Origin of the sequence: Catenuloplanes sp. NPDC051500 (assembly GCF_044454585.1) — a bacterium.
In the GTDB taxonomy this organism is placed as follows: Bacteria; Actinomycetota; Actinomycetes; order Mycobacteriales; family Micromonosporaceae; genus Catenuloplanes.
In genome coordinates this window covers 49,857-70,081 of record NZ_JBITDX010000027.1, presented here as the reverse complement: position 1 = coordinate 70,081, position 20,225 = coordinate 49,857, and the positions used below count along the sequence as shown (strand labels likewise).

The following is a 20,225-nucleotide window of genomic DNA, read 5'->3' as shown; positions in this document are numbered from 1 at the left end:
GAAAAGCGACGATAGTCGTCGTGATCCGGCAACCGGTCGCCGCATGCCCTAGCCGGGATGATCACAGACATTGATCGGCAGCGGCGCCGCCCTCCCTGAGACAAGGAACACCGGAGATGGCGGATGAGCGCCGGGACCCCTGGGGCGCGTCGAGATGCTGGGGGACGCTGCCAAGATCCTTGCGGCTCCGAATGCCCATTCAGCGCGCCGGAAAGGGCCTCCAGAGCCGCAAGGATCTTGCTGCCGACTTGCGCAACCGTTTTTATTGTGAAATTTCGGGCGCGGAGCGCCCGGCAACCCTCGCGGTCTAGACGGCCGCCATCGAATCTGGCGCCGGGGTGCAGCGCGATGCCGCAGGGGAGCCGCCACCGTCCTGAGCAGTCCGGCCGCCAAATCCGGCGGCGCGAGGTGCGGCAAGGACGCGGCGGGAGGTGCCGCCTCGCCGAGCCGCCCAGTCACCAAATCCAGCAGCGCACGATGCAGCGGAACACAGCGCGAGGCCACACCGCCTGACCACCAAACCCGGCAACGCACGATGCAGCGGAAACACGGCGCGAACCGCCGCCTCGCTGAACCGCCCAGCCACCAAACCCGGCAGCACGCGAAGCAGCGGAACACAGCACGAGGCCACACCGCCTGACCACCAAACCCGGCAACGCACGATGCAACGGAAACACGGCGCGAGCCCACGCCTCGCTGAACCGCAAGGCCACCGAATCCGGCAGCGCGCGGCGCAGCGGGAGCACGGCGGGAGGTGCCGCCTCGCTGAGCCGTCCAGCCACCGGTCCGGCGAAGCCGTGCGGGGGTAGGCGCGCGGGACGCGCGTACCCCCGGCGGCGGTTGATCTGTCAGCCGGAGGCTGAGGTTTTGACCAGGGTACGGATCTGGCGGAGCAGGACGGAGAGCGCGGCCAGGTCGCCCTGGGACTCGTCAAAGTCGGTCATGGAGCGGCGGGCGCGGGTGAGGGCGGACGCGTTGTCCTGTTCCCAGGCCTTGACGCGGTCCTCGGCGGCGTCTGAGTCGGAGTCGGCGGAGGACTGGAGGACTTCGGCGGTGAGGGCGGCGAGGGCCGCGTAGAGGTCGTAGCGCAGCGCCATCCGGGCGAGGGTCTGCCAGCGGTCGTTGCGCGGGAGGTCGGAGATCTTGGAGAGGAGCGAGTCGACGCGGAGGCGGTCGGAGAGGACGAAGTAGACCTCGGCGACCTCGTTGACGTCGCGGCCGGTGACCGAGGCGGTCTCGACGATGTCGAGGAGGCCGAAGCTGTAGACCAGGCGGGTGGCCCAGACGGCCAGGTCGCGGGGGACGCCCTCCTCGGTCATTGCGGCGACGTGTGCCTCGAAGGCGGCGCGTTCGGCGCCCTGGAGCTGGCGTTCCAGGCGCGGGAGCAGCGCGGCGATGCCGGCGCGGAGGCGGGCGGTCTCGCCGGGTACGTCAAGCGGGGAGCGCCGGTTGCCGACGATCCAGCGGACCGCGCGGTCGAGGAGACGGCGGCCCTCCAGGTAGACCAGGATCTGGGCCCGGGTGGGGATCTTGTTGTCCTGGGCCTCGACCGCGGCCCACAGGTCACGGAGGCCGAAGACGTCGCGGACGACCGTGTAGGCGCGGATCACGTCGGCCGCGGAGGCGCCGGACTCGTCCATGGCGCGGTAGACGAAGGACGTGCCGCCGCGGTTGACGACCTCGTTGACAAGCGAGGTGGTGACGATCTCGCGGCGCAGGCGGTGGCCGGGCATGCGGTCGGCGTAGCGCTCGCGCAGCGCGGTCGGGAAGTAGTGGGTGAGCACCTCAGTTGTCCAGGGCTCGTCCGAGATCGGGTCGTCCTCCAGCTCCTTCTCCAGGACGATCTTGGTGTACGCCAGCAGCACCGCGAACTCGGGCGCGGACAGGCCGTGTTCGCGGGTGTCCAGCTCGGCGTCGCTCGGCAGCGCCTCAAGCTCGCGGTTGAGGTGGCCGGCCAGGACCAGGTCGTCGAGCATGCGGCGGTGTACGGGCAGCAGCGACGCGGACTGCGCGCACGCGGTGCCCAGCGCGCCGGCCTGCTCGTAGTTGTCCCGAAGCACAAGCGCGGCGACCTCGTCGGTCATCTCGGCGAGCAGTGTGTCCCGGTCCTCGACTGTCAGTTCCCCGTCCGCGACCACGCCGCCGAGCAGGATCTTGATGTTGACCTCGTGGTCGGAGCAGTCCACGCCGGCCGAGTTGTCGATGAAGTCCGTGGCGATCTTGCCGCCCTTGAGCGCGAACTCGATCCGGCCGCGCTGGGTCAGGCCCAGGTTGCCGCCCTCGCCGACCACCCGCACGCGCAGCTGGCCGCCGTTGAGCCGGATCGCGTCGTTGGCCTTGTCGCCGACGTCGCCGTGCGTCTCGGTGGACGCCTTCACGTACGTGCCGATGCCGCCGTTGAAGAACAGGTCGACCGGGGACTGCAGGATCGCGCGCATCAGCTCCTGCGGGCTCATCGCGACCGGGCCGTCGACCGGGGACGGGATGCCGAGCGCCCGGCGGGCCTCAGTGGAGACCGGGATGGACTTCATGGTCCGCGGGTAGACGCCGCCGCCCGCCGAGATCAGCGACGCGTCGTAGTCGGCCCACGAGGAGCGCGGCAGCGCGAACAGGCGCCGGCGATCCGCGAACGAGGTCGCCGCGTCAGGCGAAGGGTCGATGAAGATGTGCCGGTGGTCGAACGCGGCCACCAGCCGGATGTGCTCGGAGAGCAGCATGCCGTTGCCGAACACGTCGCCGGACATGTCGCCGACGCCGACCACTGTGAAGTCCTGGGTCTGGGTGTCCAGGCCGAGGTCGCGGAAGTGCTTCTTCACCGACTCCCAGGCGCCGCGCGCGGTGATGCCCATCTTCTTGTGGTCGTAGCCGGCCGAGCCGCCGGACGCGAACGCGTCGCCGAGCCAGAAGTCCGCGCCGACCGAGATCTCGTTCGCGATGTCGGAGAAGGTGGCCGTGCCCTTGTCCGCGGCGACCACCAGGTACGGATCGTCGCCGTCGTGCCGGACCACCTCGCGCGGCGGGACGATCTTGCCGTTGGAGATGTTGTCAGTGACGTCGAGCAGCGCGGAGATGAACTGCCGGTAGCAGGCGACGCCCTCGGCAAGGAAGGCCTCGCGGTCGGTGGGCGCCTGCTTCAGCACAAAACCGCCCTTCGCACCGACCGGCACGATCACCGCGTTCTTCACCATCTGCGCCTTGACCAGGCCGAGGATCTCGGTGCGGAAGTCCTCACGCCGGTCGGACCAGCGCAGGCCGCCGCGGGCGACCGCGCCGAAGCGCAGGTGCACGCCCTCGAAGCGCGGCGAGTAGACGAAGATCTCGTACATCGGGCGGGGTGCGGGCAGGTCCGGGATGGCCTGCGGGTCCAGCTTGAACGCCACGTACGACTTCGGCCGGTTGTCCCGCCCGCGCTGGTAGAAGCTGGTGCGCAGGGTCGCCTGCACCATGGTCAGGAACGACCGCATGATCCGGTCCTGGTCGAGGCTGCTCACCTCGTCAAGCTGCTCGGTGATCTCGGCGACAAGCGCGTCCGCGCGCTTGGCCCGCTCGGCCTCGCCCAGCTGCAGCCACGGGGAGAACCGGGCCTCGAAGAGCCGGACCAGCGCGGTCGCGATCGCCGGGTACGCGACGAACGTGGACTCCATGTACTCCTGCGAGTAGAGCGCACCGGCCTGGCGCAGGTACTTCGCGTACGCCCGGAGCACCACCACCTGCCGCCAGGTGAGCCCGGCGCGCAGCACCAGCTCGTTGAGGCCGTCGACCTCGGTCTCGCCCCGCCAGGCGGCCGCGAACGCGTTCTCCACGTGCGGGCGGACCTCCGCCAGCGCCCGGTGCGAGGCGGGCAGCTGCAGGCCGAAGTCGTAGAGGAAGATCGACGCGGGTTCGAGGGCGATCTCGTACGGCCGCTCGTCTATCGCCCGCACGCCAAGCGAGTGAAGCACCGGGAGTACGTCGGAGAGGACCATCGGCTCGCCGTACCGGAAGACCTTGAACCGGACCTCGTCGTCCTTCGGGAACAGGTGCATCTCCAGCTGGCCGGCCTCTTCGAGCAGCTCCAGCTTGGCCATGTCCTGCACCGACTCGTACGGGTTGTACTCGTCCTTGTAGCTCTCCGGGAGCGCGTCCACGTACCGCTGGTAGAGCCGTTTCGCCTGCCCGTCGCCGAGCTTGCGGTCGAGCACCAGGCGGAAGTCGTCGTCCCAGAGGCGGGTGGCGTAGGCCAGATCCTCGGCGAGCGCGTCCGCGTTGACCGGGCCGGGCGGGTTCGCCGGGTCGGTGCGCACGATCAGGTGCACGCGGGCAAGCATCGACTCGCTGACCCGGGTGGTGTAGTCGACGCCCACGCCGTTCAGCTCGCGGAGCAGGATCTCCTGCATGCGCAGGCGGTTGACAGTGGTGAACCGGTCCCGCGGCAGGAAGATCAGGCAGGAGATGAACCTGCCGTAACCGTCGCGGCGCAGGAACAGGCGCAGCTGGCGGCGGCCCGCCATCCGCAGCACGCCGATCACCGCGTGGTAGAGGTCGTCCACCTTGATCTGGAAGAGCTCATCCCGGGGGTACGTCTCCAGGATCGCCATCAGGTCCTTGCCGGAGTGGCTGCGCGGCGACAGGCCGGAGCGCTCAAGCACCTCGGCGACCTTGCGCTTGACCACCGGCAGCTCGGTCACGCTGGTCCGGTACGCATCAGTGGCCAGCAGGCCCAGGAAGCGGCGCTCGCCGATCACCTCACCGGCCGCGTCGAAGATCTTGATGCCGACGTAGTCCAGATAGGTGGAGCGGTGCACTGTGGCCCGCGAATTCGCCTTCGTGATGATCAGGAGGCGTTTCTCAAGCACCTTCGCGTACGCCTCGGGCGTCATCGTGGACAGCACCCGCGGCGCCTGCTGATCCGCGCGCAGGATGCCCAGTCCGCTGCCCATCGTGGCCTTGAGGACCTTGTCGCCGCCCTCGCCGTCGACAAGCTCGTACTCCCGGTAGCCGAGGAACGTGAAATGCTCCTCGGCAAGCCAGGTGAGCAGCTCGATCGAGTCGGTCAGGTCCTTCTCCGGCACCGGCGGCTGATCCGGCGTGTCGCGCACCGCGGCCAGCTCACCCGCGATGTCAAGCGCGCGCTGCACCATCCGCGGCCAGTCCTCGACCGCGTCGCGCACGTCGGTCAGCACGCGCTGCAGCTCGTGGTGCAGCTTGTCGCGGGTGACCGTGTCGCGCACCGGGTCGACGTCGATCCGCATCCAGCTCTCGACCAGGTCGCCGTCGATGCCCTCGTCCGGCTCGACGTCGGCCGCAACCTCGGTAAGCGCGCCCAGCGGCTCCCGGCGCACCACAAGCAGCGGGTGGGCCAGAAGATGTATGTCCAGGTGGTAGCCCTCAAGCAGCGAGGTCACGGAGTCGACGAGGAACGGCATGTCGTCCGTGATCACCTGGATGACTGTGCGGCCCTGCTCGGACAGCTCCTCGATGCTCAACTTCAGCTCGCCCGGCACGCGTTGCGCGGCAAGCGCGCGGTGCGTCAGCGCGGCGTCGAGCAGCGCCTTCGGCGTGTAGCCGACCAGCTCCTCGTCGGCCGCGAACCGCCAGAAACGGTCCACCAGGCTCGCGGTGTCGTGATCGTCCGCGGCCAGCGCGACCGCCTGCGCGACAAGCCGTTCCGCATTGGGGAGCGGCTCCTCGAGCTCGGAATCCTCCACCTCGCGGGCGCTCACCCCCGACTCGATGGCCTCCGACCCGGCGGCCTGGACGGCCCGTTCCTCGTCGGTGGTGTCGTCCCCGCCGGTCACCTGGCGCCGATCCACGGTGCAGCTCCCCTCGCCCCACGACGTTGTGGGTTTTTCTCGCCCTGAGCCTAGGCCCTCCGACCGGCGCTTCCGGCGCGCGTTCAGGTCACAGAACCGCAAATCAGGGCGGCTTCACCCCGTCATATCGTCGGTCACCCTCGGATTACCGCAGCTCAAAACCTTCAAACGCCATCGAGGGTACGACGTGTCGGTCGTTACAGCGGGCGGTACACCGAACGGGGTCCCCCACTCGGACAGTGGTCTCCGCTACCGTCTCGGCATCGATACGGTCTGTTGGAAGGTAACCATGCTCAGGCACCGCGCCACCGCCGTCACGATGCTGCTCCTCGCGGGCGCGTCCCTCACCGCTTGTTCCGACTCCGACGGTCCCGGCACCACGCTCAACGCGTTCCTGGCCGGCTGGCGCTCCGGCAACCTGGACGGCGTCGGCATCGTCTCCGCCGCCGGTCAGGCGATGCCCGCCGCGGAGGTGGTCACCGCGATCCAGGCGCTCTCCGGCGAGCTCAAGGACACACCGCCGGAGCTGTCCGCGCCCGAACCGGCCGAGAACGACACGCTCGCCACCGGTGACGTCAAGGTCTCCTGGCCGCTGCCCGGCGGCCGCGTGTGGGAGTACCAGACACCGGTCCGGCTCACCAAGGGTGACGACGCATGGCGCGTGGTCTGGGAGCCCGCAGTCGTCCACCCGCAGCTCAAAGAGGGCGACGAACTACAGGTCAAACGCCTCAGCGGTACGCGCGCCGGCCTCCTCGACGCGACCGGCCAGCCGATCTTCAGCGACCGCAACGTGATCGTGGTCGGCCTGCACCCGAAGCTCGCCACCGACCTGGACAAGACGGTCGCCACGCTCGGCGCCGAGATGAAACAGTTCGGCGCGGACCTCGGCGGTCTCAAGGCCGAGGTCGAGGCGGCCGAGCCGGACAGCGAGGTCGTCGTGGCCACGCTCCGCACCGAGGACTACGAGAAGATCCGGGCCGCGGTGGAGAACCTCCCCGGCCTGCAGACGCGCGCCGACACCCGCGTCCTGGCCCCCACCCGCGTCTTCGCCCGCGCGCTGCTCGGCACGGTCGGCGAGGTCACCAAGGAGGACATGGACGACAACCCGGGCGTCTTCGAGATCGGCGACGAGACCGGCCACGGCGGACTCCAGGAACGCTACGACAAGCAGCTGCGCGGCACGGCCGGCGCCGCCGTCGTGATCACCCAGGCCGAACCGATCGGCGAGCCCACCGAGGCCGAGGTGTGGCGCAGCGAACCCACCGCGGGCACGCCGGTCAAGACGACGCTCGACCCGAAGATCCAGAACGCCGCGGACGCCGCTGTCGGCACGCAGACCCTGCGCACCGCGCTGGTCGCCATCAAGATCTCGGACGGCTCCGTCGTCGCGGTCGCGAACGGGCCGAACGGCGGCGCGGAGAACCTCGCGTTCACCGCGCAGGTGCCGCCGGGGTCGACGTACAAGATGGTCTCCGCGCTCGGCGTCCTCGACGCGAACATCGTGGGCCTGGACAGCCCCGTCGACTGCCCCAAGACCTTCACTGTCGACGGCCGCACCTTCAACAACGCGCACGACATGCAGCTCGGCACGGTCCCGTTCCACACCGACTTCGCCCGCTCCTGCAACACCGCGTTCGCCTCACTGTCCACCAAGCTCGGCGCCGCCGGACTCGCCTCCGCAAGCGCCCAACTCGGCATCGGCGGCACCTGGGACGTCGGCGCCGAGGCCTTCACCGGCAAGCCCTCCCCCGGCACCCCCGGCGCCGAACTCGCCGCCGCCGCGTTCGGCCAGGGCAAGACCGTGGTCAGCCCGCTCGCGATGGCCGCCGCCACCGCCGCGGTCGCCCGCGGCGCGTTCGTCGGCCCGAAGCTCGTCGTCGACCCGGCCCCGACCGGATCACCCGCGCCGGCCGCGCCACTGAAGGACACGTCAGTGACCGCGCTCAAGGCGCTGATGCGCGAGGTGGTCACCGCCGGGACCGCGGCGGACCTGGCCTCGGTGAAGGGCGACCCGGTCTACGGCAAGACCGGCACCGCCGAATACGACGACGCCCACCTGGACAAGACGCACGGCTGGTTCATCGGCTGGCGCGGTGACATCGCGGTCGCCGCGTTCGTCGAGGACGGGGGCGCGGGCGTCGGAGCCGCCGTACCTGTGGTCAAGTCGTTCTTCTCCGCCGTGTGAGCCGCTGAGGCCTGGCAGGACGCCGGTTCCCGCCAGGCCTCGGGGTGGTTTAGCGTCGGCGTTCTCGACGTTCTCGACGCTCTCGACGTGTGAAGGTTGGGTTGCCTACTGCTTGCGCGGTCTGGTCTCTGGGCGGCGGCAGCTACTCGGCTTGGAGCCGCCTGCTGCTCGGGCCCCGGCTCGGGCGCTGTGCCTGCTGCTTGCGCGGTCGGCGCTCGCGCTGTCAGGAGCGTGCGCAGCCAGTCGCCGGCGGAGACCGCGGAAACGTGGCGGCGCATGCCGGCTCAGCTCGGGTCGTCGCTCTCAGGGGTAGCGCGGCGGAGGCGGCCCGTTCCGGTCGCCGGAGGTTGGCCGACCGGTGCCGGGTAAGACCCTATGAGACGTCGCAGGCGGCCGAGAACCGTGGGCGGTACCGGCTCACCGGTCGCCTCATCCTCGGTCAGCTCCCCTTCCTGCTGCGGGACCGTCGAGGGCTCGTTGTCCTCGTCGGTCACGAGCCGGTCGGCCTCGGCTCGTGGCTCAGCGTCGATGCGGTCACCGTCGAAGGCGGCATCATCCTCGCCGACGACGATGGTCAGGCCGGCATCGTGGTCTTCGTGGGCGCGGAATCGGGGGGCGGGCGGCCTCTCGTCGAACTCGGCGCTCTCGGCCCCGGCCTCGAGTTCGGCCCCGACCTCCAGTTCGGCCTCGGCTTCCAGTTCGGCCTCGGTCTCCTCCCCGACGGTGTCATACCCGTCTGGGACCTCGGTCAGGTCAGCGGGATCATCGGTGGCAGGCCCTCTGATCATGTCCTTAGTGGGCTCGTCGGTGACCGCTTCGGCGGCGGACTCGCCGGCTCGCTCATCAACAGACATTCCGGCGAGCGGATCCGGGACGATGTCGCTCGGGTCGGAGGGATCTACCTCGCCCGCCGAGCCGTCAGATGCGGGGACGGTGGCCCCGCCCGCCAAGCCGTCAGATGCGGGATCGGTGGCGTCGCCCGCGGAACCATCAGATGCCGGAACGGAGGCGTCGCCCGCGGAGCCATCAGATGCCGGAACGGAGGCATCGCCTGCCGAGCCATCGGATGCCGGGCCGCGGACCTCGGCCGTGCCCGTCACACCATCGAAGGCTGGGTCGAGGGCCTCGGCCTCGCCCGCCAAGCCGTCGCCGGCCAGATCCACGGACGACGTATCCCCTGCGGGTGCGGCGACGTCGTTCCCCGCAAGCCGATCAGCCGTGCCGATGGGCTTTGGTTCGATGGTCGCCTGCTCGCCGTCGGTGACTGACTTGCCGCTGGAAGCCACGTCTTCGCTGGAAACTGACTTGTCCCGCGAAGCTGACTCACCGCTGGGGGCCAGTTCACCGCTGAACGCCGAGTCGTCGCCGGACGCCGACTCACCACCAGAATCCAGCCCATCATCGGACGTCAGCGCACCGTCGGAAGCCTGCGCACCGTCAGAGGCCTGCGCACCGCGGGAGGCCAGCGCACCGCCAGAAGCCAGCGCACCGCCAGAGGCCTGCGCACCGCCAGAAGCCAGCGCACCGCCAGAGGCCTGCGCACCGCCAGAAGCCAGCGCACCACCGGAAGCCAGCGCACCACCGGAAGCCAGCGCACTCACGGGCGTCGGCTCGTCGCTGCGAACCGGACCGTCGTCGGAGACGGACGCGAGGTGATCAGCGGGAACCGGGGCATCAGTCGGCGTGGGCGCGTCGGCGGGCGCCGGATCGTCACCGTGTGCAGGCGTGGTGGGCGGCGTCCGGTCATCGACTCGCAAATACGATACGTCGACCATTTCGGGCGCGGGTCGGCTCGACGGCGCGAGTGGGACCGGAGCGGGGTCTTCAAGGTCCGCATGCTCAACGACCGACGGATCGCTCCCGGTCACTCCACCGCCGGAGGATGACCGACGTTCGGGACCGGCCTGTTTCGGGGGGCGACGGCGGAGACCGCCGGGGCGTACCACGTCGGGGTTGGTCAGGCTTGTGCTTGTGGTGGGCTCGACGGGCGGCTGGTCGGCGGCGGAACGACGGCGCAGACCACCGGGCCTCGGGGCGTCGGGCGACTCCCCCGCGGCCGGGCGGCGCGGTGACAGCAGCCCGGAACGGCTGGTCAGGTCGTCGAGGTCCCAGCCGCTACGGCGGGCGGGCGGTTCCGTGCGGTTCGGCGCCGGCTTGTCCTGTGCGCCGGTGCTACGCGTCGGCGTCCGGCGTGCCGCGTCGACGTGCTGACCGCTGATCGTCAGCGGCGACGGGATCACGCCGCCCGCCGGGCCGCTCACCGACAGCGGCAGGTCGGGATCGTCGCTGCCCGGCTCGGGCTTCGCGGCGGCGGTGGCCGCGGCGGCGAACCGGGCCTTCGCGGCGGCAGCGGCCTCCGCGATGGAGGTCGGCGTCTGCCTGCGGGACTGCGTCTCGCGCCGGGCCAGCGCCTCTCTTATCGTGTTCGACACGGTCGGCGCCTGCGGCTCCTCCGGCCGCTCGCGGCCCGCCGATGCGGATCCGGTGCCGCCTTGGACCGGCACGGAGACCGCGCCGCCCCGGGCAGCCGCCTCCGCATCATCGCGCGGAGCCGATCCGGCCCCGCTCGGCGCGGCCGGCCCAGCACCGTCACGCAGAGCCGACCCGGTCTCGCCCCGCGCACCCGATCCGGCGCCATCACGCAGAGCCGACCCGGTCTCGCCCCGCGCACCCGATCCAGCGCCATCACGCAAAGCCGACCCGGTCTCGCCCCGCGCACCCAATCCCACGCCATCACGCAAAGCCGACCCGGTCTCGCCCCGCGCGACCGATTCAGCGCCGTCATACAGAGTCGACCGCGCCTCGCCCCGCGCCGACGGCACATATCCGACGCCTCGCCCGGCGGGCGCGGATCCGGCAGTGCCGCCCAGCGGCGTCACGGTTCCCCGCCCAGCCGTTGCTGGCCCGGCACCGTCGTCCAACCGCGACACCGCCTCACCACCCAAGGACGGCTCAGACTCACTATCGACGGCCGGAACAGAGTCACCGTCGACGTGCACAACCTCGCCGGCCAGGGCCGGAACGGCCTCACCGACCGCGGAGCGCTCCGTGCCGAGAGCGGAATCGTCCTCCGCGGGCAGCGCAAAGCCATGATCAACAGCCGGGACGGAATCACCTCCGGCGGGCCGCGCAAGTCCACGACCCACGACCGGGTCAGACTCGCCGCCCGCAGGCCCGCCGCCCACTGACGCGACAGACCCCACCCCGCCGGCAGCACCGGAACCCGCACCAGTTCTGCGCGCGGCGTCAAGCGCCACCACCCGGGCGCCCGCCGCCCGCGCCACCAACGTCTCGTACGTCCCCATCGGCGCCACGACCGGTGCCTCGGGCTCCACGGCGGACTCCGCCGCCAGATCGTCCTCCGCGACCGACGCGTTGGCCCGGGGCGTCGCCAGCAGCCGTGCGGCCGCCTCGATGCCCTCGCCCACCATGGCCACTATCTCCGCCGCGTACGTCCCGTCCTGGTCGTAGTCCGGGTCGAAGACGGTGATCTCCATGCCCAGGCAGTGCGGCGTACCCACCAGGTGTTCGAGCAGTGCCTCCAGCTCGGTGAACGCGATGCCGCCGGGCTCCGGCGCGTCGACGGCCGGCATCACGGCCGGGTCGAGCACGTCCACGTCGATGTGCACCCAGAAGCCGGCGCAGTCCGAGATCTGGTCCAGTGCCCACTGTGCGGACCGCGGCGCGCCCTCCGCGCGGAGTGCCGGGACCGGGCGGGTGACGATGCCCGCGGCCTGCAGGTCGAGGCGGTACTCGTCGGTGGCGCGGATGCCGACGACCACCACGTCGATGTCCCGGTAGTAGGGCTTGCGGTCCTCAAGCGCGGTCAGGTCGGACTGCCCGCGGCCGGTGATCAGCGCCAGGCCCTCGCCTGCGGCCGCGCCCACGTAGGACGCGTTGCCGGGGTGCCGGAAGTCGGAGTGGCCGTCCACGAAGACCAGGCCGACGTGGCCGCCGACGGACTCGCCGAGGCGGCGCATGGCGAGCGCGGAGCCGATCGACACGGAGCAGTCGCCGCCCAGGACGATCGGGAACTCGCCGTTGTCGATGATCGCGCCGATCCGGTCGGCGAGACGTACGGAGTACGACGCGATCTCCGGCGCGTGGCAGACGCCGTCGCCGGGCCGCCAGTCACCCGGGTCGTACCGCGGCGGGGTGAGGCAGCCGGCGTCGCGGGCGCGGAGCCGACGGAGCAGCCCCGCGTCCCGCAACGCGCCCGGCGCCTTCGCGACGCCCGGCACCGAGGTCTCGGTCGGCGGGCGCAGACCGAGATTGGAGGGTGCGTCGAGGACGGCGATCCGGCGCATGGCGGGGTCCGATCAGAAGAGCGCGTTCGCGAGGGAGCGGCGGGCACCTGCGACGGCCGGGTCGTCCGGGCCGGCGATAGCGAAGAGCGAGAGGAGGTGGCGGCGCACCTTTTCCCGGTCGTCGCCGGACACCCGCCGGATGAGCTTGATCAGCCGGTTGTACGCCTCGGTGGCGTTGCCGCTGAGCACCTCGACGTCCGCGGCGAGCAGCTGCGCCGGGAGGTCGTCGGGGGCTCCGGCCGCAACCGAGAGCGTGGCCCCGGGGTCGATGCCCTCCACCCGGCGGAAGAGCGCGACCTGGGCGAGCCCGGACTCGGCGGCCTGGTCAGCGGGGGACTCGTTGAGGATCTTCTTGTAGGCGGCCTCGGCCGCGTCCAGGTCGCCGTCCATCAGCGCGTCGTCCGCGCCGGCCAGCCGCGGGTCCTCGTGCTGCGGCGCCTCGACGCCGGCGGCCTTGAGGACCGCGTCCACGTACTGCCGGACCTGGGCCTCGGGGAGCGCGCCGGCGAAGCCCTGCACGGGCTGGCCGCCGACCACTGCCGCGACCATCGGGATGCTCTGGATCTGGAACGCCTGGGCCAGCCCGGGGTTGGCGTCCACGTCGACCTTGCCCAGGATCCAGGAGCCGCCACCCTCCTCGGCGAGCCGCTCCAGCACCGGGGAGAGCTGCTTGCAGGGCTGGCACCACTCGGCCCAGAAGTCGAGGATGACCGGCGTGGTCATGGACCGCTCGAGCACGTCGGTGCGGAAGTCCGCGTCGGTCACGTCGATGACTGTGACGGCGCCGGACGGCGAGGTGACGGGGGCCGCGGGAGCAGCGGGACGCGCGGCGGGCGCAGGCGCGGCGGACGGCTGCGGGGTGCCCCGCAGCGCGCCGAGGTCGACCGCGCCGCGGGTGAAGATCGACGAGGTGATCCGTGGGTCGCTCATGGTTGTCTAGTCTCGCACGCGAAGGTGCGCGGTTGCCCGGACCGCACGCCCTTCACGGTGTGCCGTCCCCGACAGGCGCGTGCGTGGCCGCCGAGCTGGTCGCCCCGGTCGCCGAGACCATCACCACCTGCCCGTCCACGTTCTCGACCGCGAGCAGCGTGCCGGGCGGATAGTTCTCGAGCATCGCGGGCGGCAGCTGCACCGTGCCGTCGCCGGCGACCACTGCGAACTCCTGGCCGTCGCGTCCCTCCGCGCCGACCCGCCCGTCCCGGATGGTGATCGCCCGGCCGAGCCGCGCGCCGACCTCGGGATCGTGCGTGACCACGACGATCGTGGTGCCGCGCTCGCGGTTGACTGTCTCCAGCGCGTCAAGCACCTCGTCCCGGGCGGACCGGTCCAGGCGGGAGGTGGGCTCGTCGACCAGGAGCAGTCCCGGGGAGGCGGCCATGCCGATCGCGAGCGCGGCGCGCTGCTGGGCGCCGGGCGGCAGTTCACCGACCCGGGCCTCGCCGAACCCGCCCAGCCCCACCAGGCCGAGAATCCGCTCGGCCGGTTCGGTGTCGGCCGGGCGGACCTTTGCGGCGCGGCGCTGGGCGAGCCACATGTTCGCGGCGAGCGTGGCGTGCGGGAGCAGGTTGCGGGCGGCGCCCTGCAGCACCACGCCGATGTCGGTGCCGCGCATGCGGGCCAGTTCGGTGTCGGCCGCCTTGCCGAGGTCGACCAGCCCGACCTGCACCCGCCCGGCGGACGGCCGCATCAGGCCGCCGAGCAGCGCGATCAACGTGGACTTGCCGGAGCCGGACGGCCCGACCAGCGCCACAGTGCTGCCGGGCGGGATGTCCAGGTCGACGCCGGAGAGCGCGACCACATCGTTCCCCTCGACCCGGTAGATGTGCACCACCCGCCGGCACACCACAGCGATGCCGTTCACGCCACCACCCCATCAAGATCAAAATCACAGTCAGCGGGTACGCCGCCGGCGCGCAGAACGCCCATGCGGTGCCCGTACCGGTGCAGGCTGATCATCGTTCCTCCACAGCGCGCCGCAGGGACACCGCCGAAGCGGTCGCCACCAGCGACAACAACAGCAGCGCGGCGACCGGGCCGAGCGCGGCCGGCGGCCCGGGCCACGCCGGTGGCGGCATCAGCGCCCAGCCGTCCACGTAGTAGGTGATCGCGCCGCGCGTCATCCACCAGGCCAGTGCGCCCGCGCTCAGCCCGAGCACGGCCCCGGCGACGATCACCGCCAGTTGCGCGATCAGCTGGCTGCGCCAGGCGGGACCGGCGCGCAGCCCCTGCACCCGCAGCGCACGCAACTGCCGCACGCGCCGGGGCCGGTCCGCGCCGAGTACGAACAGCGCGCCCACGCCGAGCAGCACCGCCCCGGCCGCGGTGAGCAGGTGGAACCGCAGTGCAAGCGCGGGACCCTGCCCGGCCAGCACGGCCCGGCGCCGCTCGATGGAGGTCTCGCCGAGGATCGTGAGCCCGTTCGCGGTGAGCGCGGCGATCACCGAGTCGGGCGCGTCCGCGCTCAGCCAGACCTGCGGGTCGACAGCCACCGCGGCGTCGTAGGCGGCGAGGTCCACGTACTCCAGGTCGGCGAGCGTGCTGTTCCCGCCGGGCCCGACCGGGATCGCGCCGACCCGGGCGACAGGCGTCTGCCCGGTGGCGGCCGGCAGCGCCTTGGGCTCGCCGTTGGACACGACCGGCAGCGGGATCGCCGTGGAGACCGGGATCAGCCGCAGGTCGGGCCGGGCGCGGTCGTCGTAGGTCAGCCGGGTGCCGCCGTCGGTAGCGCGCAGTGCGGGCGTGCCGAGCAGCGAGCCCTGGGCCGGGCGCCATCGGTCCCGGGTGGTCAGCCCGGTCTCAACCGGCCCGGACGCGTCCAGGATCGCGGAGATCGTGATGTCGATCGTGTATCGCGTACTGACAGTCGTCTCCATCTCGATCGAACCGATCGTGCAACCGGCGGCACAGGCCGGCACGTCCGCTGTGTAGTCGTGGGCGCCGTCGGTGAGGTCGCCGAGCACCGCCCGGGACACCGGCCCGGTCTCCGGCAGCAGCGTCAGCCACATCCTGGTCCCGTCCGGTGGCGCGACAGCGGTCGCCCGTACCGTCACGGTGGTGCCGTTGATCTGCACCGGCGTGGCCGGGACCGGCCGGATCAGCGCGGCGACGGTGGCCGCGTCCAGGCCGAAGCCGGGGTTCCAGGCGGCGACCGCGGCCAGCCGGGTGCTGTCCACCGCGAGTCCGGACAGCTCGGCGCGGGTGAGCAGGGCGGTCGCCATCGCGTACCGGCCCTCCGGGTCGGCGGCGCGGGTGGCCCGCAATAGGTCCCGCTCGCCGACCGGCTCGACGGAGAGCACGCGCTGCGCGCCGACGTCGACGAGCGCCCGGTCCGCGCGCGCCTCGGACGCCACCACGGACGCGGTCGCGGCGAACCCGACCAGGGAGAACACGATGACTGTGAGCGCCACCACGCGCAGCTGCACCGGGTGCCGGGCGAACTCGGCCGCGGCCAGCCCGCGCACGAGACGGCCGCGGCGCAGCGACCGGCTCGCCAGCCACCCGGCGAGCAGTCCGGCGAGTCGCGCGCCGAGCAGCCCGGCGGTGAGCGCGATCAGCAGCGGGACCAGCAGCTCAAGCCCGCCGCCCGGCCCGTCGCCGGTGCCGACCTGGTAGGCGGCGGCCGCGGCGAGCGCGCCCACCACGGCCTCGCCGGTGCCGAGCGCGATCGGGCGGTGCCGGGGCGGTGTGGACCGGAGCAGCACCGCGACCGGCGCGGAGACCGTACGCCACTGCGCGATCAGGCCGATGAGCAGCGCGCCGCCGACAGCTGCGGCCGCGTAGCCGAGCGAGTCCGCGGTGGGCGTCACCGCCGGCGCGCCGGGCAGCGTGTTGGCGGCCGTGACCGCGATGATCAGCCAGGCGGCGAGGTAGCCGATCGGCGCGCCGGCCAGTACCGGCAGCGCCGCTTCCGCGGAGGCAAGCGCCCACCGCACGCCGGGCGGGGTACCGCGCAGCGCGTGCAGGCCCGCCTCGGCACGGCGCAGCCCGGCGCCGAACGTGATCGCGAAGTACAGGACGAACCAGGCGAGCAGCACCAGCGGCAGCCCGGCCAGCGCGAGCTGATCGGTGAGCTGCCGATGACTGCGGAGGATGCGCTCGTCAAGCGCGGTGATCCCGGTCCGGGTGGACCACTGCTCCTTCGCCCGGGAGTAGTCACGCGTGGCGGCCGCGGCGGCGCGGGCCCGCTCCGGGAACGCGCCCGGCAGTGCCATCAGGTCGGCCGACTCCAGGTAGTCCGTGCCGGGCGTGCGGGCGACGGTCTCCCGCGTGGCGAGCAGCGGGTCCGCGATCGGGTCGCGCGCGCCGAACCCGGCGAAGTAGGTGCGCCCGGTCCAGTAGTCCGCCGTGGTGTCCCGCGGCGTGTAGATGCCGACCACTGTGTACCGGGAGATCCGCAGCCCTTTGCCGGTGAAGAACGTGACGACCTGCGCCGTGTCCAGCCCGACCAGGTCCGCGACGCGCGCGCTGACCATCACCTCGTTGAGCCCGGTGGCGCAGCGGCCGGCCGAGATGGTGACCTGACCGCAGACGCCGTCGCGGTACACGACCGAGCCGCGGACGCCCTTGATCGCGCCCTCAGGTGTGGAGGCGTCCGGCAGCGGCTCGCCTGGCGTCAGGATCCGGCCGTTGAGCCACAGCCCGCCGATCGTGTCGAAGCCGTCCGCGGCCGGCAGCTCCTTCGCCAGCTCGGGCGGGTACAGGAGCATGGGGTCTTCACGGTCGGGCCTGGCCGGGTCCAGGTGCCGTTCGGCGGTGATCCGCCGCTCCTCCGGCGGCGCGGCCCGGACCTCTGTGTACGTCGCCGACTCCACCGCGGCAGCCCGGTACAGCGGCGACGCGGCGGCGGCCGTCGCAGCGGCGGCGGCAAGCAGCGCCACCACAAGCGCGGCCCGCCATCGGGCGCGCAGCGCGGCCCACACGAGCGCGGTCACGACCGGTCCTCCCGTCGTCCGTCGACTACCGCCGCGAGCAGCAGGAGCACCGTGGCGGCAAGCACTGCCAGCGCGGCCCACAGGCCCTGCACGGGAACTGTCGCCTTCGCCCGGTCCGCAAAGACGGGCAGCAGTCCGAGGTGCACCGCCCGGCTGAGCGCGCCGAGCAGCGCGCCGGCCGCGACGCCGGCCAGGACCAGCACCACCCGGTCCCAGCGGGAGGCCGCGGCGGCGACCGGGCCGGGCAGGCCCTGCGCGCGCAGGGCGGCCAGGTCGGCGGCCCGGCGGGGGCGCTCCACAGTGACCGTGAGCAGCGCGCCGGCCAGCGCCAGGACCAGCGCGAACAGGGCCGCGGCGAGGTAGAGGCGGGTGGCCTGGCCGGGTCCCTGCGCCCGGAGCAGGCCGGCCCGCTCCGCGACGCTGAGCTCGCCCTCGATCGTCAGCCCGGCGTCGCGAAGCGTGTCCACCAGGCCCGCGGGCGCGTCCGGGGCGAGCCACACCTCGTAGGCCGTGTTCAGCGGCGGGCTCTCCAGCAGCCGGACCGCGTACTCATAATCGATCATGAAGCCGTCCGTGCCGATGCCGGGCAGCGCGGAGAGCCCGCCGGCCACGGTCACCGGCCGGGAGCCGGTGTCGAACGTGGTGAGCGTGCGGACCTGGTCGCTCTGGACGGTCAGCGCGGGCGCGGCCGCAAGTACCGGCACCGGCACCGGCGCGTCGGCCAGCCGTAGTCGCGTCTCCGTCGACTCGGTCCGGCCGGCGACCTTGCGGAACGTGGCGGCCAGCCAGTCGCCGTCCTGCTCCAGGGTGACCTGCTCGGGCGGGAGGACGAAGCCGGGCCGCCACCGGCCGGGCGCGCCCATCTCGGCGGCGGTCAGCAGGGTCCGGGCCGGACCTTCCTGGCGGAGTTCGTACAGGCGCAACCCGTTCGGCACCCGGTAGAAGCCGAGGTGGCTGAGCCGGCAGCCGCCGCCGCAGCCGGAGACCGGTACCCGGGTGAGGACCCGGCCCGGCGTCTGCGGGATGGGCAGCGCCACCGCGATCCGGGCGCCGGCCGGATCCACCAGGTACGCCGTGATGACGCCGATTGTCGACTCGATCACCTCCACGTCAAGCACCAGCTCCGTGCCGTCGAACAGCACCGGCGCGTTGCCGTCGGCGTGCAGCGCGCCGGTCAGCCCGCGCAACCGGTCCAGGTCGAGGCCATGGGGCCGGGCGACGACAGTGACGAGCCGGTCCGGCTCGACGGCGAGCAACGGCGCGCCGATGTGCCGGGTGCGCAGCGCGGGCATCGCCCACCGCCCGTCCCGGTCGGCCGTGTGCACAGCGGTCCGCAGCGCCTCGGGCGTGGCCGCGCCGACCTGGAGCACCCGGTCCGCGCCGATCTCCCACCGGGCGCGGTCGACTGACGCGCGGGCCGCGAGGTCCGTCGCGGTGACGGCCTGGACCAGCAGCGCAATCGTGATTGCGAAGAGTGCGAGCACCAGGTGCCCGCCGGGTCGCCTGGCGATCTGCAGCGCCGCGAGCCCGGAGCCGAGGTGGCCGGCACGCAACCGGTTCGCGGCGATCCGCCCGGCCAGCGGTGGGATCAGCCGCACCAGGATCAGGCTGCCCGCCAGCGCGAACAGCGCGGGGCCGAGCAGCGCCACGCCCTCGGCCCGGGCCGCACCCACGCTGCCGATCTCGTAACGGGCCGCGACCGCGAGCGCGACAACGATAAGCGTGATCGCGTCGAGCGGCCGGATGCGCAGCCGTGACGGTGTGCGCCGCAGCCCTTCCAGCACCGGGCCGCGCGGCCGGTACGCCACCGCCGCGCCGACGATCAGCGCGACGCAGCCGAGCGCGGCGATTCCGGACCACACAAGGGACGGTCCCGGTGACGGCACCGTGCCGAATTCGGCGCGCGCGGCGAGCGCGGCGCCGCCGTAGCCGGTGAGGAAGCCGAGCGGCGCCGCGACCGGCATCGCGAGCAGGCCCGGCGCGACCGCGATGACCGCGCGTGTCCCGGCCGGGGCGCCGCGCAACGCCGCGAGCGCGGACTCGTCGCGTCGCTCCCCGGCGAGCCGGGCGGCCGCGAGCAGCAGCACGAACCCGCAGATCAGGCCGATCTGCGCGGTGGTGACAGTGGCGCCGCGGATCAGCGACTCCTCGTTGCCGTGCAGCGAGACGAGCAGGTCCGGCAGGCTGGTGACGGTGATCGTCTGGCCGATCGGGGTGGTGTCGATCGCGGCCAGGTCCGCCGTGACCGCGTCCGGGTCGAACTCCACGTCGGTACGGAGCAGGAAGTCCCAGATCGCCTCCACCGTCTCCACGCCGGCCAGCTGGAACGTGCCGGGGTCTCCGATCAGCGCGCCCTCGTCGAGCGGCAGGTAGGACGCGGTGCGCGAGGTCCAGAAGGCGGCGGCCCGGTCCGCGGGCCGGTGCAGGCCGGTGACGGTGAGCGGGACCGGGGGCGTCCTCCCTCCCTGGACGTCGAGCCGGTCGCCGACGCCGACGCCGAACGTGGCCGCGGTCGCGGGCGTCAGCGTCACCTCGCCCGGCCCGGTCGCGCACGCGCCCTCGACCAGCAGCTGCCCGCAGACGTCCTCGATGTAGAAGACCCGCACCACGGCTGTGAGATCCGACTTGATCGCGGTGATGCCGGTGGTGGCCGTGCCGAGCCGGGTGAACCTGGCCGTGGGCAGCAACCCGGCCGCGTCCCGGAACGTGGACGTCAGCCGGTTCGGCGCGGCGGAGACCTGGCTGGAGATCCGCACGGACCGCGCCCTGTCCGGCGCGTCGCCGATCGCCCGGGCGGTGGTGCCCGCGCGGGCCGCGTCGGTCCAGGCCGGAACGGCGGCCGCGGCGGCGATCGCCAGCCCGCTGAGCAGCGCGAACATGAGCAGCCGGGCACGGTGGCCGCGGATCAGACCGGCGAGCAGTGCCAGCACGCGTCCACCCCCATTGATCGCCGCCCATCAGTGCGACAGACGATAGGCGATCCCGTGCCGCCGGACCGGCCCTCGGGGAA

General features: G+C 72.7%; 6 protein-coding genes and 1 pseudogene. 1 reads left to right on the top strand and 6 read right to left on the bottom strand.

Annotation, left to right across the window (positions count from 1 at the left end; all coding sequences use genetic code 11):
* Positions 1 to 848 precede the first annotated feature (848 nt).
* Positions 849 to 5,714 (bottom strand): NAD-glutamate dehydrogenase, encoded by a 4,866-nt coding sequence (locus ACIA8K_RS35895; RefSeq protein WP_396067710.1) that lies wholly within the window; start codon positions 5,712 to 5,714, stop codon positions 849 to 851.
* A gap of 367 nt (positions 5,715 to 6,081) precedes the next feature.
* On the opposite strand from ACIA8K_RS35895, the gene ACIA8K_RS35890 reads away from it, so the two are divergent.
* Positions 6,082 to 7,977, top strand: coding sequence for a penicillin-binding transpeptidase domain-containing protein (locus ACIA8K_RS35890; RefSeq protein ID WP_396067627.1), 1,896 nt, complete (start codon positions 6,082 to 6,084; stop codon positions 7,975 to 7,977).
* Between the two features lie 3,430 nt (positions 7,978 to 11,407).
* Here the strand turns inward: ACIA8K_RS35890 and ACIA8K_RS35885 are convergent.
* From ACIA8K_RS35885 to ACIA8K_RS35865, 5 genes and pseudogenes are all read right to left on the bottom strand, one after another.
* Positions 11,408 to 12,284, bottom strand: a pseudogene (locus ACIA8K_RS35885) (arginase family protein); the annotation flags it as partial.
* A 12-nt stretch (positions 12,285 to 12,296) separates the two neighbouring features.
* Positions 12,297 to 13,214: a tetratricopeptide repeat protein gene (locus ACIA8K_RS35880; RefSeq protein ID WP_396067625.1), complete on the bottom strand. Its 918-nt coding sequence runs from the start codon at positions 13,212 to 13,214 to the stop codon at positions 12,297 to 12,299.
* Positions 13,215 to 13,266: 52 nt separating this feature from the next.
* The gene (locus ACIA8K_RS35875; protein ID WP_396067623.1) at positions 13,267 to 14,145 is read right to left on the bottom strand and encodes an ABC transporter ATP-binding protein; all 879 of its coding nucleotides are present in this window, start codon (positions 14,143 to 14,145) and stop codon (positions 13,267 to 13,269) included.
* A 91-nt stretch (positions 14,146 to 14,236) separates the two neighbouring features.
* Positions 14,237 to 17,215 (bottom strand): hypothetical protein, encoded by a 2,979-nt coding sequence (locus tag ACIA8K_RS35870; RefSeq protein WP_396067621.1) that lies wholly within the window; start codon positions 17,213 to 17,215, stop codon positions 14,237 to 14,239.
* Positions 17,212 to 20,145 (bottom strand): hypothetical protein, encoded by a 2,934-nt coding sequence (locus ACIA8K_RS35865; protein WP_396067619.1) that lies wholly within the window; start codon positions 20,143 to 20,145, stop codon positions 17,212 to 17,214. The genes ACIA8K_RS35870 and ACIA8K_RS35865 overlap by 4 nt, the downstream gene beginning before the upstream one ends.
* Between the last annotated feature and the right edge of the window lie 80 nt (positions 20,146 to 20,225).